Origin of the sequence: Mucilaginibacter sp. (genome assembly GCF_028288185.1) — a bacterium.
GTDB lineage: Bacteria > Bacteroidota > Bacteroidia > Sphingobacteriales > Sphingobacteriaceae > Mucilaginibacter.
Genome location: NZ_JAQBOF010000027.1, coordinates 146,132 through 161,987, shown reverse-complemented (window position 1 = coordinate 161,987; position 15,856 = coordinate 146,132). Strand labels below are relative to the sequence as shown.

The window sequence follows — 15,856 nt, the reverse complement described above, 5'->3', positions numbered from 1 at the left end:
CTTTTAAATTAGGTTCATGAAAACTGAACTCACTCACCGCTTTACCAGCCGGCTTAAAATCGCTATGTCTTTTGCCGGCTTAATGTTTACCAGCAGCCTTGTGTTTGCGCAAACGCCCAATAAGTCTGTCATAGATGGGATAATGAACGAAGAGGCTACCAACTCACAATTACAACCATTAGCTCATGAGCTTTTTGATGGCGTAGGCCCACGATTAGTAGGCACACCACAAATGGTAAAAGCTGCCGACTGGGCAATAGATAAATATAAAAGTTGGGGTATACCTGCCCATAAAGAAAACTGGGGCGTATGGCGTGGTTGGGAGCGGGGAATATCTCATATAGATATGATATCGCCACGCATAAAATCACTTGAGGGCACGCAATTGGCCTGGAGCCCCGGGATGGGCAAAAAAACAATTACAGCCGAAACCATCATAATACCAGATCTGGCCGACTCCATCGAATTTCAAAAATGGCTACCCCAGGTAAAAGGTAAAATTGTATTGATATCCATGTTACAGCCAACAGGCCGTCCTGATGATAACTGGACCGAATTTGGTTTAAAAGAATCTATAGAAAAGATGAAAGCCGATCGTGTAGCTCAAACAACAGCCTGGGCCAAACGGATCAAGAAAACCGGCTATACGGGCCGCACCCTACCTGTCGCTTTAGAAAATGCCGGTGCTGTAGGGATAATTAGTAATTATTGGTCGGCGGGTTTTGGGGTTGATAAAATATTTAGCGCTTATACCAAAAAGGTACCTACTGTTGATGTTGCGTTGGAAGATTATGGTATGTTATACCGCTTAACAGAGTTTGGCACGCCCCCTACTTTAAGTTTGCATACAGAATCGAAAGAACTGGGCGAAGTACCAACCTTTAACACCATTGCCGAAATTAAAGGCACTGAAAAGCCGGATGAATATGTAATGCTATCTGCTCACTTTGATTCGTGGGATGGCGGCACTGGCGCTACTGATAATGGTACCGGCACACTAACCATGATGGAAGCTATGCGTTTGTTAAAGAAATTCTATCCTCATCCAAAACGTACTATATTAGTTGGGCATTGGGCCAGCGAGGAAGAAGGCTTGAATGGCTCTCGCGCTTTTGTAGAGGATCATCCGGAAATTGTAAAGAATCTGCAAGCATTATTTAACCAGGACAACGGTACCGGCCGCGTGGTTAACTTATCAGGCTCTGGTTATACCGATGCCGGTGAATTCTTGTCACGCTGGCTATCAGCTGTGCCTGATACTATTAAGAATCGCATTAAAACTAATTTCCCGGGTTCACCCGGCGGTGGCGGATCTGATTTTGCATCGTTTGACGCTGTTGGCGCTCCGGGTTTCTCATTAGGATCACTTAACTGGGCTTATTTTAGCTACACCTGGCATACAAACCGGGACACCTACGATAAAGTTGTATTTGATGATCTGCGCAATAACGCGGTATTAGCCGCGATAATGGCCTATATGGCGAGCGAGGATCCCGCGAAAACAAAAAATATAAAAGTTCAGGGTGTTAAATGGCCTGAACCTGTTAAGGCTATCCGCCGTGGTGGATTGGATAAGTAATAGAGATCACCATAAAAAAGCCGCCTTATATGTTGAGCGGCTTTTTTTATGTTTTGTTGTGAATGGCAACATAGTATTATAATTAGCTATTTATTTAAAGTTTTTAATTAGGCATTGTTATTTCTTTGTAGTAATATCATAAACCAATTGTTATAACCTGCTTAATTATGAAAGCTTTGACCTATCGGCTAATACTATTGCTGCTTTGTTTAGCTATGCAATCATTTGCGCAGCGCACAAAGCAAGCTAACGCTACTGCGTTACCAATTATACCTATTGGACTGGATGCGTATAGAATGTGGGATAAATGGCCCATGCAACGCATTGGTGACCGAGCTTATATGCGAAGCACTTATGACCGTGAAGGCGCCAATCAATCTGCCGATGCCAGTCATTACTTGTTTGCAAATCAGGAAGATTATAATGTAGCGCTGGATGTTAAAGGAAAGGGTGTTTTTTATTTTTTCAGGGCCAATCACTGGCATGGTAGCCCGTGGCATTTTATTGGTGACGGAAAAGACAATTTAGTTCAGGAAACCGCTACTGCTGATCGGCTTAATGCGTTGAGTAAGTTTAAAACATCAACTATTTTTATACCCGATATTGCATTCCCAAAACCGCTTAACTTTACCTGGGCAGATACTAAAGGTGCCGACCTGATCTGGACACCTATGCCTTTTAAAGATTCGTTTAGAATAGCTTATTCAAAAACTCATTATGGCACGGGGTATTTTATTTATCATTTATATGCTAATCCCCAAAATCTTTCGCAGCAAATAGACTCGTGGGATATAAACAAAGCGCCAGATAAAGATGTGCTTGACCTGGTAGATAAAGCGGGAACAGATGTCGCTCCAAAAAACATAAAAAAGGTCAGCGGGGATTTAAAATTGAACAATAACAAAATATTAATAGCCAATATCAAATCCATAGCCTCATCCGTCAGAGCGTTTAAATTAACATTGCCCTTAGACAAAGCTGCCGAGCTGGAGCATTTGCGTTTATTGGTTACCTGGGATGATGCAAAACAACCATCTATAGATGCACCACTGGCTTTATTTTTTGGTGCCGGTACTTTATATAATCGGGATGAGCGCGAATATTTGGTAAAGGGATTCCCAATTAATATTCGTTACGATTATCCTAATAAAAAAATAGAACTGGCTTGTTATTATCCTATGCCGTTTTTTAAATCGGCCAAATTTGAGTTGGCAGATATAACTCCAGGTGATACCGAAATCAATTATGAAATAAGGTATGAGCCTTTAAAAATAGCACCAGGTTTAAGTAGTTATTTCCATGCTACTTATGCCGATATGCCCCAGCCTGAGCCTGGCAAGGATATGACATACCTGGATACCCGCGGCATAGAAGGACATGAGGATTGGTCGGGTAGTTTTGTAGGTACGTCATTTATATTTTCTCACAATGCTAACCTGGGGACTTTAGAAGGCGATCCGCGTTTCTTTTTCGATGACAGCGAAAGCCCGCAAGCTTACGGTACCGGTACCGAAGAATGGGCCGGCGGCGGCGATTACTGGGGTGGACAAAACATGACATTGGCTTTTGCCGGGCATCCGTTAGGCGCACAAGGTAAAAACACTTCTAAAAATGATAAGGACCTCATAGAGTCTGCTTATCGTTTTCTGTTAGCTGATATGATGCCCTTTGGTAAACGTGCTGTTATTAAGTTTGAGCATGGCGGCGAAAATTTAAGCACAGAGCATTATGAGTCTGTAACTTATTGGTATGGCCTCCCCTTCCCTTCCTTAATTAAAACTGATGAAATAGATATCGGCAATACAACAAGTGAAACAGCGCATAATTATTCTTCTCCTGGTGCGTCATCTGTTGAAAATATCACTTCAAGATATGAACAGGGGATAGATACGTTCCCAAATCTGAAATCATTAGGAGATGCAGCAGGTAAAGAAGTTTATCCCGCGCACGAAGAAGATGGCAGATATACTCGTGGAAGTTCAGAATTTACTGTAAAACTTGCAGCAAACAACCAGGGAGCCTTGTTGCGGCGTACGCTAGATTATAGTTTCCCTAATCAAACTGCCGAAGTATATATTGCAGATACTGGTAAAAATGCCGATTGGAAGTTAGCCGGTACCTGGTACCTGGCAGGTTCTAATACCTGTTTATACTCTGATCCTCCGGGAGAGTTGGAAAACCGGTTACTGCGGACGCAAACATCAAACCGCCAATTTCGTGATGATGAGTTTTTGATACCGCTAAGTTTAACTGCAAACAAATCGACTATCCGTGTAAAAGTTAAATTTGTACCGAATAACCAGGAACTGTTTCCGGGATTTCCGTTCCCTAAAAAGAGCGCCTGGAGCGAATTGAGATACAAAGTGTATAGTTATATAGTACCAGAATTTAATTTAACTAAATGATATAGTAAACCGGTAAATTATTAAACACCTGTAAAATTGGCAACTTTGGCTTTAAACAGCTCGTATAAAAATGCCGGGCCATAATATAAATATCGTTTAGACATACGTTTGGGTTCTTTGGCTAACCGTACCGCCCACTCCAAGCCCAGGTTTATCCAAAATTCGGATGGACGGGTAATAGTTTCTGCATAGAAATCAAAAACGGCACCTATTGGGCAAATAATAGTAGCATCTAACTGGTCTTTGTATTTAAATGACCATTTTTCCTGTTTCGGGGCGGTCATTCCAACAAACAATACGTTGGGTTTAAATTTATTTACCACGGCTATCATTTCGGCATCTTCTTCGGCAGTAAACTCGGCTTTGTAGGGTGGTGAAAAGGTACCAACTTTAACTTTAGGATATTCTTTTGACATCCGTTTCCTAATGGCTGCCAATGTTGTTTCTGAAGCGCCCAGGTAAAAGCAGCTTCCACCTTCCTGATTTAATTTTTGTAACAGGTGTTTGTGGATATCAGCCCCTGCAATTTTTTTTATAGTATCGCCATTTAACATTTTTGCAGCGGCAACAATACCAACCCCATCAGCCAGCAAAATATCAGAGCCCATTAATGCCTCTTTGAAATCTTTATCTTTCTCTGCAACCATGTATGAATACTGGTTTACAGTACTTATAAGGCATTTAGTATCAAAGCTTAGTTTGCTAAGGCTGCTGTTAAAAATAGAATAATCCAAGACATCAACGGTAGAATAATTGAAGACGTTTTTAAGATTGAAAGCTGCCATTAGTTATTTTAAACTTCGATACAAGATAGGCAATTACCGCGCCTAAACAGAAAACAAATATATAACAGCTATAAATAGAGGTTTAGATATTAATTTAAGCCAAACCTTTACAACTTTGGGAATATTTAGAAAGGGTGAATACTCAAAACGGGGAATTATTTCCATTTATAATTATGTCGCTAACTATTTAGGTTAAACATTTTCATTTATATAAGATATCCAATTATCCATAGAACTTGGGCCTAAATGATCTATCAATTCTCCTGTAGCATTAAAATCTGGATGAACCATTATTTCGACTGTCTTACCATTTAAGACCCGATCTTTTTGAGATAAGAATACATTAACCGTTTCAAAAAGATCTGTATAATTAATGCTGTTTTTTATTATTTGATTATTGATAAGTTTTCGATAAAAAAATTTGATGTAGCTATTTTCCTTATAGGTTTGTGCGAGACGCAGTTTTAACTTATGCTTCTTTGCAACGTTTATAAACAGATTATAAAAAGCAGGTAAAGTATGTAAATGCAAGTGAGAATCTATATGATTAATTTTAATATCTGCTTTCAAAGCTTTTTCTATTTGCGCATTAATTTCATATAAAAATGACGCGTAGGTTTTCTTATTTAAAAGCTGTAACGAACCGCGGGTTCTGTCAATGTTCCAGCTACCATCTGAGTTTAGAAATTGTTGATGTTTAAAATCTGTTACAGGCTTACCCTCTGCAAAATTAATATGTACCCCAATATTAGTTATAACAGGGTTTTTATGGATGAAATCAACTGTTTCATCGAAACAATCCATATTAGTTAATAAAGATGTGCTGTTAATGTATCCTTGTTCAAAACAATATAAAATGGCTTTGTTTATAGAAGGTCTTAAACCAATATCGTCTGCATTTACAACTATTAAAGAGGGGATTGACATGCTAAGTTACTATGAATGATGCTATGCCATATGTGATCACGCATCGTCAACTAAAATACTTATTTAAGTTAAAAATTATTACCTAACCTGGTTTTTATAATGAAGGCTTTTAAATTAACAGTAGCGCCATAAACCCTATTATTGGTTAAAGTTATACCGCTTATGGGTATGGTGCTACCTGATATTGCGTAAACCAATAAATTGCCGGCCATTATATTGTTGCCATTAAACTGGTTTGCATTAATTACTGTATTGTTTGTGCCTATTTCAAATCCATACTCTACTCCCGATCCTCCACTTGCTGTGGCATCGTAAGTTACGATGTTGTTGTCTAATGTGATTTTTTGATTGCGCGCATTTTTTAAGCTGGTGTATGATTCGAAAGCTTTTCTTACTTGTGTGTTTGGTATTGTGAATGATATTTTGTTATCAGATGCATTAATGGTATATGATGGTGAAGCACTATCTACATTTATACCTATAAATATCGGGTTAATAATAGTATTATTGTTTATGTTAACATTTGGCGAATAATTGCCAAAAATCACAACGCTTCTGTAGCAGCCTGTTATTGTATTTGATGTAATGGTCATTACATTACTATTGCGCACGGGTGTAGCACTTTTAGATTTGGGGCCTGTAAAATTGCCAATAATGCCTATAGCCTTGCCTTGTGTGTCGGTTATTATATTACTATCAATGGTGTTTGTCCCTCCAACTTCAATGTAATAGATAGGGGCATCTGTAATTTTATTACTTACAACCCTGGTATTAATACCAACAGCTGATATACCAATACCGTCTTTTTGCTGGGCAGGGTCTTTACCTACTCCGGTTATAATATTGTTTTTAATTAAAGTGGCGTTTACGTTTCCCCAATCCTCTACCCCCATTAAACCGGAGTTTTCAATTACATTATTTATTACGATATTGTAATTACAATAAATGTCAGAGTTTCCATGAGCGCTTAAACCATCATTGGGGGCATGATTGATATAATTTCCATCAACAATTGTTGAACTGGCGCCACTCTCTGCATATTCAATCCCGACAGATGTTAATTTGTTATTTTTAATAATATTATTGGCAGATGAACTGCCGCTTACCCATACACCAGCCAATCCGATTTTAGCATAAGGTAAATCAAAGTTGAAAACATTATTATTAACAACGATATTATTACTATTTATAATGTAAACACAAGCATTACCCCAAGCCCCTAAATTAAACGGCTGTGTTGATTTCTGAAAATTGATATTACCGATTAAACAGTTGGCTGTATTGCTGACATAAAAATACATTCCTCGTGATAGCAGGGTACCTTGCATATTATCTCCTGCTTTAATAATAGCGCCGCCTGCACCATACAATTTAACACCTGGGCGCATATTTAAAGTGTTATTTATTAGGTATGTGCCAGCAGGCAGCATTAAAACAGTTTCAGAATTTAAGGCTGCTTGTATATCATTGGTATCATCATGCGCTCCATCGCCTATAGCACCAAATTTTTTTACACTGACAGCGTTTGTTGGGGGGATAGTATCAACTAAAAAACCAGTGGTATTTATTGCATTAGAATAGAGAGCAGTATTAAATGATAGTGCTTGCTGCCTGCTGATAGTATTTGCATTATCTGCCTTTTTACAAGAAAAAAACAACATGAAAATCGCACCAAGCATAAGGGGATAATATTTCATTTAAATTAACAAGTATAAGGCTTTATACTGTTAATATGGTGTTAAAGTTACGTATTAATTGAATAATAAACAGCTTATTTATTCCAGCTTGATATGTTATATCTCCCCCGCCATAAGCTCATGAAAAGGCCACCAAAAAAAGTTGCCTTTTTAGGTTTTTGTACAGCCATTTTATTTAAGACGGTAAGCAACTCAATCCCCATGCGTTCATAATTCATAGTATTAATTATTTGTAATGATCTATCAGACATTATTTTTTTGGCTGCCTCATCAAGATTTATAAATCTTAAAATTTTATGTGATATATCTACACTATCATTTGGGTCAAAACTAAAACCATTTCCTCCTTCTTCTAATAGCTTGGTGGCGGCGTTTATTTTTTTACTTAACAGTATGGGTAATCCGGCTGCCATAGCCTCATTTACAACCAAACCCCAACTTTCGGCAAAACTTGCCAAAACAAAAGCGTCTGAGTTAAATAAGTACATCGGGATATCTTTATTGGCTATAATACCGGCAAATTCTAATCTTCTTAAATTAAGATATGAACTTAATTGTTTTAAATGATCTTTTTCGGGCCCTCCTCCTATTAGCAATAATTTATAAGTATCATTTTTAGCTTCAACAAGTTGCCACGCTCTTAATAAATTATCAAGATTTTTAATATCAACCAACCTTGCGACACATATTATAGTATTATGGTTAACCTCTTTTTCGGCATTAATTTTAAATAATTTATTATCAATGGTATTATACCCATGAAAGATCCATGACTTATCAAATACACCTTCATATTCAACATCGTAATCTTTTGATGGCAGCCAAAGCGCATCAGACTGACGGGTAATAGTGTCTTTTGTATATTTGACTAAAAAATTCCGTTTAATTGCAGACGGTTTACCATCATCAAACATTATAAAGTGCTTGTCGTGCCGCCTGCACCATCGTATACCCAACGCACCCGAAAAGAAAACAATAGAACCGCCAATAATAATATCGGGATTAATCTCGTCCAATTTTTTATATAGTTTAGCCTTAATTTCACCCTTTGTTAATTCATCATAACTGTTATTAGGGAACAAACAGTTATCGCTATCGTAAGGATCAAAGGCATAAGGCGACCCCTTACCAAAAAGTTCTATTGCATATAGATTGATATTATGTTCTGCTAAAAAGTGACGTAAATATTTTATCCGTCCTTTCCAGTAAACGCGCAGATCATTATGTAATATTACAACCTTCATCAATCCTTTTTATACTTATCATAAACTACCGGTAGTAAAGTCTTTAACCATAATTTTATAACCGCTGCCGGGTAATTTAATGGAAAGAATTTTCGGATATAACGTAAATAACTTTTTGATTCGATACCTTTTGGGCTATGCATATAGGCAATGCGTTGCTTGAGTGTATGCTCTGATGATAACCATGGCTTTCCATGATCGTATTCGCACGAGCCATAAAAGCCTGGCGCTACCCAAACTTTAACTCCGTGCCTTTTGGCATTAAGTGTATAATCAAAATCTGCAAAGCTATGTATATAGCGTCCTGATAATATGCCTATTTTATCAACCGTGCCTTTATCAACCAACATAATATTAGCATTACCTAAATCACATTCCTTTAATTCATTTGCATCAGGCTCTACCAATGCCGCATCGCCATTATAGCCATTTAAAAGCTTTCGGCCACCGTAAGTTATTTTTGTATGATCGGGATTTTGAACTGTACCTATCAGCACATTATCTTTAAATGTTGATTTATGGTATGCTGCCAATAGCTTGTCAATCGCTCTGTCAAACAACTTAACATCGTCATTTAATAAAATAAAAAAATCGTACTCAGCAGTGTTTACCACATGGTGCCAAAGCATTCGCATCCCTCCTGCCCAAAACAAGGAACCTGTGCCATTAATGATATCTACAGATGGGAAACACTCACGCACATAATTGGCTGTTCCGTCTGGCGATTGATCATCCAGCATATAAATATCAAGTGTGTATCCCTCCGGAATATACTGAGTGGTAAGGCTTTTTAAAAAAGCTTTGGTTTTTTCTAACCTGTTGTATGAACAGGCCAGTGTTGCTATTTTTAAAACTTGAGGCGCCACTTTGTATTTATCAGTTAAAGATCAATTAATTATTTGCAACAGTGTTATAAATGGCTAACAAATAAGTTGTTATGGTTTCTATGTTATGTCTGACCAAACCTCTTATCCGGGCATTTTTACCAAGATCAATAGCTAACTCTATATTTTCATTCAGTTCTATTATAGTACCCGCCATTGAGTATGGGTCGCCATCTTGTATTAGTATGCCGTCTTTACCGTCATTAACCAGGCTGCTTGTACCACCAGCGCTTGTAGCAATACAAGGCATACCCAGTAGTAAAGCTTCGCATAAACTGTTAGGGCTGTTTTCTATGTGCGATGTCGCTACATATATATTAGCTTTCAATAAGGCATCAACTAACGTTGCTTCATCCAATTTACCTAAAAATACGATATTATCTGATAATGGCTTACCTGTGCTTTTTGCAGCAATGGTTACTATTTCATCCGTTTTGCTTAAACCGGCCACGCCCCATTTAAAATTTATATTATTTAGGTCTAATAAATATGCACAATAAATTAATGTCTCCATACCTTTATAAATGTCGGGGCCGTTAATAGTCATTAAATTTAATTGTGTGTCAGATACATATTTCCATTCGGACGTATAAAAAGAATCACGTAATATTTCATCATTATGAAAGTATCTGGCTTGCGGCGCCAGTACCCGCGATACTCTTCTATCCCAAGCTGTGCGACCAATAAGATTTTTTGTATGATTAAATATATCCATTTCGCGTTTGCGCACTTTTGCAAATCTAAAAAAGGTGTTTATTGCCGTACGGAAAAATAAAAGGTTTTTAAGTTTGGCATTTCTTAATATATCAAAGAAAGTAACCTTCGAAAAATATTTGTACTTATATACTGTTACTATCCCTTGCAATGATACTACAGTTGGAATATTAGTGAATTTTTGAATTAAACCAAATGAAAACTCCGTACCATGTACATGTATAACATCAGGTTTAACTTCGTTTATAATTTTAACAAACTCTTCAATATCCTCATCCGGCTCAAGTGTATTGAATATACGGCGGCCCATTTTTGACCACTCGCCGTTTATAAACCTTATAACAGGGTAATATTTGCTTTGCCCTAAGGTAAACGGCTCCATTTTTTTTTCGAAGTAAAACACTACAGATAAGTCAACTTTTGATTGCACGCTCTTTTCTAACGATTTTATCCAACCGCCGCCGGTAGGCTTATTATTTATATAAGACTCGCTTAATGAAGGTGTAAAACAAAACCAAAGTACTTTCAATCTTTTATTTTTTAATTTATGCTATAATATATTTATTTACTCTAAAAGGAGTAATTGTAATAACTAGGCCACGTAGTTTAATTCAGCTTCATCTATATCGGCTTCCTCGTCTTCTTCTGTTTCTTCGGGTTGTGTATACTGGTATAAGAAAAAAAATGCTGTAGTTAATGGCAATACAAATATTGACTCACCAAAACCTAATATCAGTATTAATAAAACACCATAGAAGGCTTGTTCAAAATTAAAGGTGAAGGTCCTGAAATACATGTACGCCCTATATAGTAAAAAAGATAAACCAATAAAACCAAATTTGCCGGCAAACTCAAATATCCCATTTGATAGACTGATGTTTTTTAAAATAGGTTCTGTTTCGTTAAAAATATTTGACATACCGAAAATTAATTTATCTCCAAATAGTTGGTATAAGTAAATTGCGCTTGCAAAGCGGTTTAGTGCAAATGTTTCGCCGGTTTGAATGTAATACTTACTCAGAAATTGAATATTTTTTAAATTAAACAAATCGTATTTATAGGTTTCAATAATTTTATCAGCCAGAAAAGGTAGCTGGAAAACCATGATGAAAAGTATAGGTACGGCAAACGTAAGTAACTTACTAAGCGGCATACCTTTGGCCCTAAAGTAAAACAAAAGTACCAGTATTAAAGCTATATATGATGTGGTGGAAACTGTAGTCACAATTGCCAAAATAAGCCACATCGCCCTCTTGTCTATTTTAAAACCATTATACATAAAATGTAACATCAGGCCAATATTTAAAAAGAACCCGTACGCGCCGGGCTCCCATGCAAAACCGGCATTTTGATAGTGATGGAGTTTGATATAAACAAAGACAATAAAATTTGTATAGTCATAACCAGTAACATCCGGGGGGATACTAAGCGATTTACCAATATTAAAAAGTATATCACCGGCTACTACTTGTATCAGAAAAAATGGTATTGAAATTATTGCCAGGTCAATTATTACTCTTGAAAGATAATGCAGCGCTTTATCCTTTAACAAGGCACAAAACAGAAAACTTGGCAGTATATATTTAAATAAATATATAAAGTCGCTGATAAAATAATTTAAGGGTAAATTATTAAGGAATGTTGAGCGAAAAACACAATAACTTATATAAATAACGGCAAACTGTACAAAAAGCCTGATGTCTCGTTTATTAAACAGATCATACTCAATGCCGATCCATATATAAATCAAGTCTATAATAAACCAGTCTATATTAAAGAACGGAACAAAAGTTCCGTTTGCTGATAGTAGTAAAAAAAGTAATGTTGCAAAATAATACATACCAGGTTAATAGAACATTGAATATTACATTCGATTTGGTTGTTTATTGATATAATGCTGCAATTAAATTACGTCACTTACATCTAATTTATTTGTTTTAGTATTTAATATAATACCAATTTCCTTTTTCCATAATATAACTTGTATTACGGTCCATAATATACTTGCATATATTATAGAGTTTAAGCCCAGGTGCAAATACCTGATAAAAAACAGCACCACCGGTATATGCAATACAGCAGTTATTATGGATATTATAGATTGCATTTTAACCTTACCTGTCCCGTTTAAAACAACAGTATATACCAAAGTAAACATTGTAACACTAAAATAAACGGCCATGCCAATACTTAAAGTAAATGGTACCTTTATTTTGTCGCCTACCCATATTTTAAATACCGGTCCGGCTAATAATACCTGCAAAACAATAACTATTAGAAAAAGCGCGGCTATTTTTAATAGTTTGGTAATACTTGATCTTATCCATTCAATATCATTTAATGCAAATGCATTGGTAAATGCGCTCCAGTAGGTAGCTAAAACTATATTAAGTATTATGCTGGTGGCCGAGTAATATTTATATAACGAAACATATATGGCTACATCGCCGCCGCCAAATTCGCGGGCCACAATTATCTCGGTTGTTGAGTACAGAAAGACGCCCGCTATTTGAACAATAAAAAAAGCAATGCTTAGTTGAAATAAAGATTTGCTCTTTTTTAAATCAATCCGCTTTATAGAAGGCGCAATATCAGCATAGCTCTTTTTAAATAATATTATGGTGTAGATCAATAGCACAATAACAGGTAAAAGCGTTTGTGCAATAGCCAGGAAAAACATTGATCCCTGTAAGTATTTACCTAAAAGAATAATGGGGATAAGCGGTACAAAATTACATATCAATTGAATTTGATTGGATTTGTATATTTTTTGGTCGCCTTGTAATATAGACGAAATTGGCTTCAAAATAAATTGAAAAGACAAACCGGTAAATACGGTTATTAAAGTATATAATAATTCTTTCTGATCTAAAGTTGTTTTAAATACGCTGTTCCAATTTATAAAGGGTGCGGCGATAGAAAATATAGCAGCAATAGGCAATATGATCAGCAATAAAATGGCATAGGTTGACGACACGGCTATTTTAGCCTGATCATATTCTTTTTTAGCTATATATTCTGCAACCTTGTTTCGTAACCCATTTGCCAAGCCAATATCCAATATACTTATCCAGCTTACAGTTGATGATATGGCCAGCCAAATACCATATTTATTGGTATCCAACAATTTTAGCGAATATGGAACTATTAAAAACGATATAATAATACTTATACCCCTTAAAGCAAATGAAACTGCTATATTAAAATTCACCTTGCCCGTTAAGGCTTTGTCACTCCCAATTAATGACCCCCAATATTTTTTTGCAGATTGTATAATGCTCATTAATTATTGTTTATCCTTTTGTGGGGAAATACTCTTTGTACCCATCTCTAACCTGGTCAACACCGTTAAATACGATACTCATATTAGGCAATTGCTGGTCTGCATATAACTTATTAATAAACGGTATCTGCGTTTTTGATGTAAAACTTTTTCTGATCACATACAAGGTAATATCGCACAATCTTGATACAATATTAGCATCGCCAATAACCTGTAGTGGCGAAGTATCAATTATTATATGATCATAGTGCAAACGCAGCCAGTCTAATAGTATCTCTATGCGTTTACGATCAAGTAGTTCTGAAAAATTTGGTATAAACTGACCGCTGGTAACTACATCCAAATTACGGTAAGTAACCGAATTTTGAATAACTTCTTCTTTTAATGATTCCCAGTTTAAGTAATTACTCATACCCGGATGCGATATTGGCAGGTTAAAAATATCGGCCATTATCGGGCGGTATAAGTTCAATTCTAAAATTATAGTTTTCTTTCCGGATGTTGCTAATGCTATACCCAGGTTTGATGCGATAAAGCTCCTGCCCTCGCCAGCAACACTTGATGCAATTAAAGTGACCCGGCCTTTACTTTCATTGTCATGCAGGTAATGAAGCTGGGTACGCAAACTCCTAAACTGTTCAACAAGCATGAAGTTAATTTTATCATTCACCGCATCTGTAACAATGGGCGATCTTAATTTAATCTCTTCCAGCTCTCCGGCTATGGGTATAGCTAAAGTCTTCTCAATAGTGCGCCTATTAGTGATTTGGTTTTTAATGGCGTCTCGCAGATAGATTAGCCCTGCGGGGATAAGCAACCCCAATGCCAACGCAACTATAAAAGGCAGCATTGCCTTTGATTTTTTTGGCGGTGTGGCATAAGCCAGGTCAACTAAACGCGCGCTGCTTGCAATTGAAGCATAACTTAAAGCGGTTTCTTCGCGCTTTTGCAGTAATACATTATATAACGACTCCTTACTGGCTTGTATTCGTTTTAAAGCCGCCAATGCTCTATCCTCGCCCGGTATGTTTTCAATAGACGATTTAAAGCGTGAGCCGTAGGTTTCCATTTCATTACGGGTAGTTAGTAACGATGTTTTAATATTGTTTATATTTTCTTTTATAGCAGCCCTTGTTGCAGCAATTTGTCTGTTCAAAGGATCAAACGCTGGGTTTTTCTCTGGTGTTGTTGCAGATAAACTGGCACGCTCGCGTTGCAGGTCTGTATAGCTTTGCACCAGTGTCACCAAGTTTTGATCGCCAATATTAAGTGTCGATGGGACTGTCCTGTCTGTAACATTTGGCGCATTGATATAATTGTCTATTTCGTTAATAACCTTTAACTGAATATTTATATCATTTAACTTAACATCATTTGATTGCGCGCCTTGTATGTACACTTGCGATTGCGCGTTAACATCTGTTAAGCCATGCGAGCTTCTGTAATCCTCAATATTTTTTTCGGCTAAGTTTAATTGTATTGAAAGTGAATCAAGGCGCTGATCTATAAAATCAAGCGCGCCTTTTGTTTTTTTGTTCTTTTCTTCAATTTCGTTTTTATTATAAACCGTAATTAAATAATTTACAAAGTCCTGCCCTCTTTGTGGTATCTGGTCTTTAACAGCAATATCAACTACCGAAGATTCCATTTTATCTTTTAAGGTAACATCAAGTGAGCTCAAATAATTATCAGCAACACTTTTTGGATCACTTAATTCAACAATAATGGTCGAGCCTATATAATTTTTAAGATTGGCCGTAGGTTTCAACTGCCAGTCGCCCAAAGTGTTTGATACGGTGCTTGAAAAATTATATTCTGTACCCGATGTTTCAGGATCATTAGATGTTTTAAGCGAAAAAGTATTCCCATTTTTAATTTCAATAGTAATTTTTTGATAAGGCTTACTACCTGTTTTAATTAAGCTAAAAAGTACGGGGGTGGTGTTTTTATAAAGGTTCTCTTTTAAGTGGTTAACAATTATCTGATAGGATATCCATAAATGAAGATCATTAACAACACTATCTACAAGGCGCCTTGATTGTAAAATTTCAACATCGTTTTCAATTTTTTTAGGCGCACTGGTAATACCCATTTCCTGCAATGATGCCTTAATGTCACTGGTGTTTTTTTCATCCTCTAAAAGCATTGTTGCCTTAATATCATATACAGGCTTGGTAACCATGTGGTAGGCATAGGCACCTATTATTGTTATTATGGTGAATAACAAAAATACCGGCCAGTAAAGCACATATTTTATAAGTATTTCGCGCAGATCGAAATCATCATCCACAGCCGGAGTACGCTTTTTAGGATATGTGTTGGATTTTTGTGCACACAT

General features: G+C 36.5%; 11 protein-coding genes. 2 read left to right on the top strand and 9 right to left on the bottom strand.

What is annotated here, in order from left to right; all coding sequences use genetic code 11:
• Positions 1–16: 16 nt before the first annotated feature.
• Together JWQ34_RS11035 and JWQ34_RS11030 are read left to right on the top strand one after the other, a co-directional pair.
• The gene (locus tag JWQ34_RS11035) at positions 17–1,579 is read left to right on the top strand and encodes a M20/M25/M40 family metallo-hydrolase (protein ID WP_299357314.1); all 1,563 of its coding nucleotides are present in this window, start codon (positions 17–19) and stop codon (positions 1,577–1,579) included.
• Positions 1,580–1,746: 167 nt separating this feature from the next.
• The gene (locus JWQ34_RS11030) at positions 1,747–3,984 is read left to right on the top strand and encodes a DUF2961 domain-containing protein (protein ID WP_299357313.1); all 2,238 of its coding nucleotides are present in this window, start codon (positions 1,747–1,749) and stop codon (positions 3,982–3,984) included.
• Positions 3,985–4,004: 20 nt separating this feature from the next.
• Here the strand turns inward: JWQ34_RS11030 and JWQ34_RS11025 are convergent, their stop codons facing one another.
• The 9 genes from JWQ34_RS11025 to JWQ34_RS10985 all read right to left on the bottom strand — a co-directional run bounded on the left by JWQ34_RS11025 (position 4,005) and on the right by JWQ34_RS10985 (position 15,856).
• Entirely contained in the window at positions 4,005–4,769 is a 765-nt protein-coding gene (locus tag JWQ34_RS11025; RefSeq protein WP_299357312.1) for a WecB/TagA/CpsF family glycosyltransferase, read from the bottom strand.
• A 192-nt stretch (positions 4,770–4,961) separates the two neighbouring features.
• Positions 4,962–5,696, bottom strand: a complete 735-nt coding sequence (locus JWQ34_RS11020) for a ChbG/HpnK family deacetylase (RefSeq protein WP_299357311.1) — start codon at positions 5,694–5,696, stop codon at positions 4,962–4,964.
• A 68-nt stretch (positions 5,697–5,764) separates the two neighbouring features.
• Positions 5,765–7,393: a right-handed parallel beta-helix repeat-containing protein gene (locus tag JWQ34_RS11015; protein ID WP_299357310.1), complete on the bottom strand. Its 1,629-nt coding sequence runs from the start codon at positions 7,391–7,393 to the stop codon at positions 5,765–5,767.
• 74 nt (positions 7,394–7,467) lie between these two features.
• The gene (locus JWQ34_RS11010) at positions 7,468–8,637 is read right to left on the bottom strand and encodes a glycosyltransferase (RefSeq protein ID WP_299357309.1); all 1,170 of its coding nucleotides are present in this window, start codon (positions 8,635–8,637) and stop codon (positions 7,468–7,470) included.
• Entirely contained in the window at positions 8,637–9,503 is an 867-nt protein-coding gene (locus JWQ34_RS11005) for a glycosyltransferase (RefSeq protein ID WP_299357308.1), read from the bottom strand. The genes JWQ34_RS11010 and JWQ34_RS11005 overlap by 1 nt, the downstream gene beginning before the upstream one ends.
• 25 nt (positions 9,504–9,528) lie before the next feature.
• Positions 9,529–10,764 carry a glycosyltransferase family 4 protein gene (locus tag JWQ34_RS11000; protein ID WP_299357307.1) on the bottom strand — a complete coding sequence of 412 codons (1,236 nt, stop codon included), beginning with the start codon at positions 10,762–10,764 and terminating at the stop codon, positions 9,529–9,531.
• Positions 10,765–10,827: 63 nt separating this feature from the next.
• Positions 10,828–12,075 carry a hypothetical protein gene (locus tag JWQ34_RS10995; RefSeq protein ID WP_299357306.1) on the bottom strand — a complete coding sequence of 416 codons (1,248 nt, stop codon included), beginning with the start codon at positions 12,073–12,075 and terminating at the stop codon, positions 10,828–10,830.
• 63 nt (positions 12,076–12,138) lie between these two features.
• Positions 12,139–13,518, bottom strand: a complete 1,380-nt coding sequence (locus tag JWQ34_RS10990) for an MATE family efflux transporter (RefSeq protein ID WP_299357305.1) — start codon at positions 13,516–13,518, stop codon at positions 12,139–12,141.
• Positions 13,519–13,528: 10 nt separating this feature from the next.
• The gene (locus JWQ34_RS10985; protein ID WP_299357304.1) at positions 13,529–15,856 is read right to left on the bottom strand and encodes a polysaccharide biosynthesis tyrosine autokinase; all 2,328 of its coding nucleotides are present in this window, start codon (positions 15,854–15,856) and stop codon (positions 13,529–13,531) included.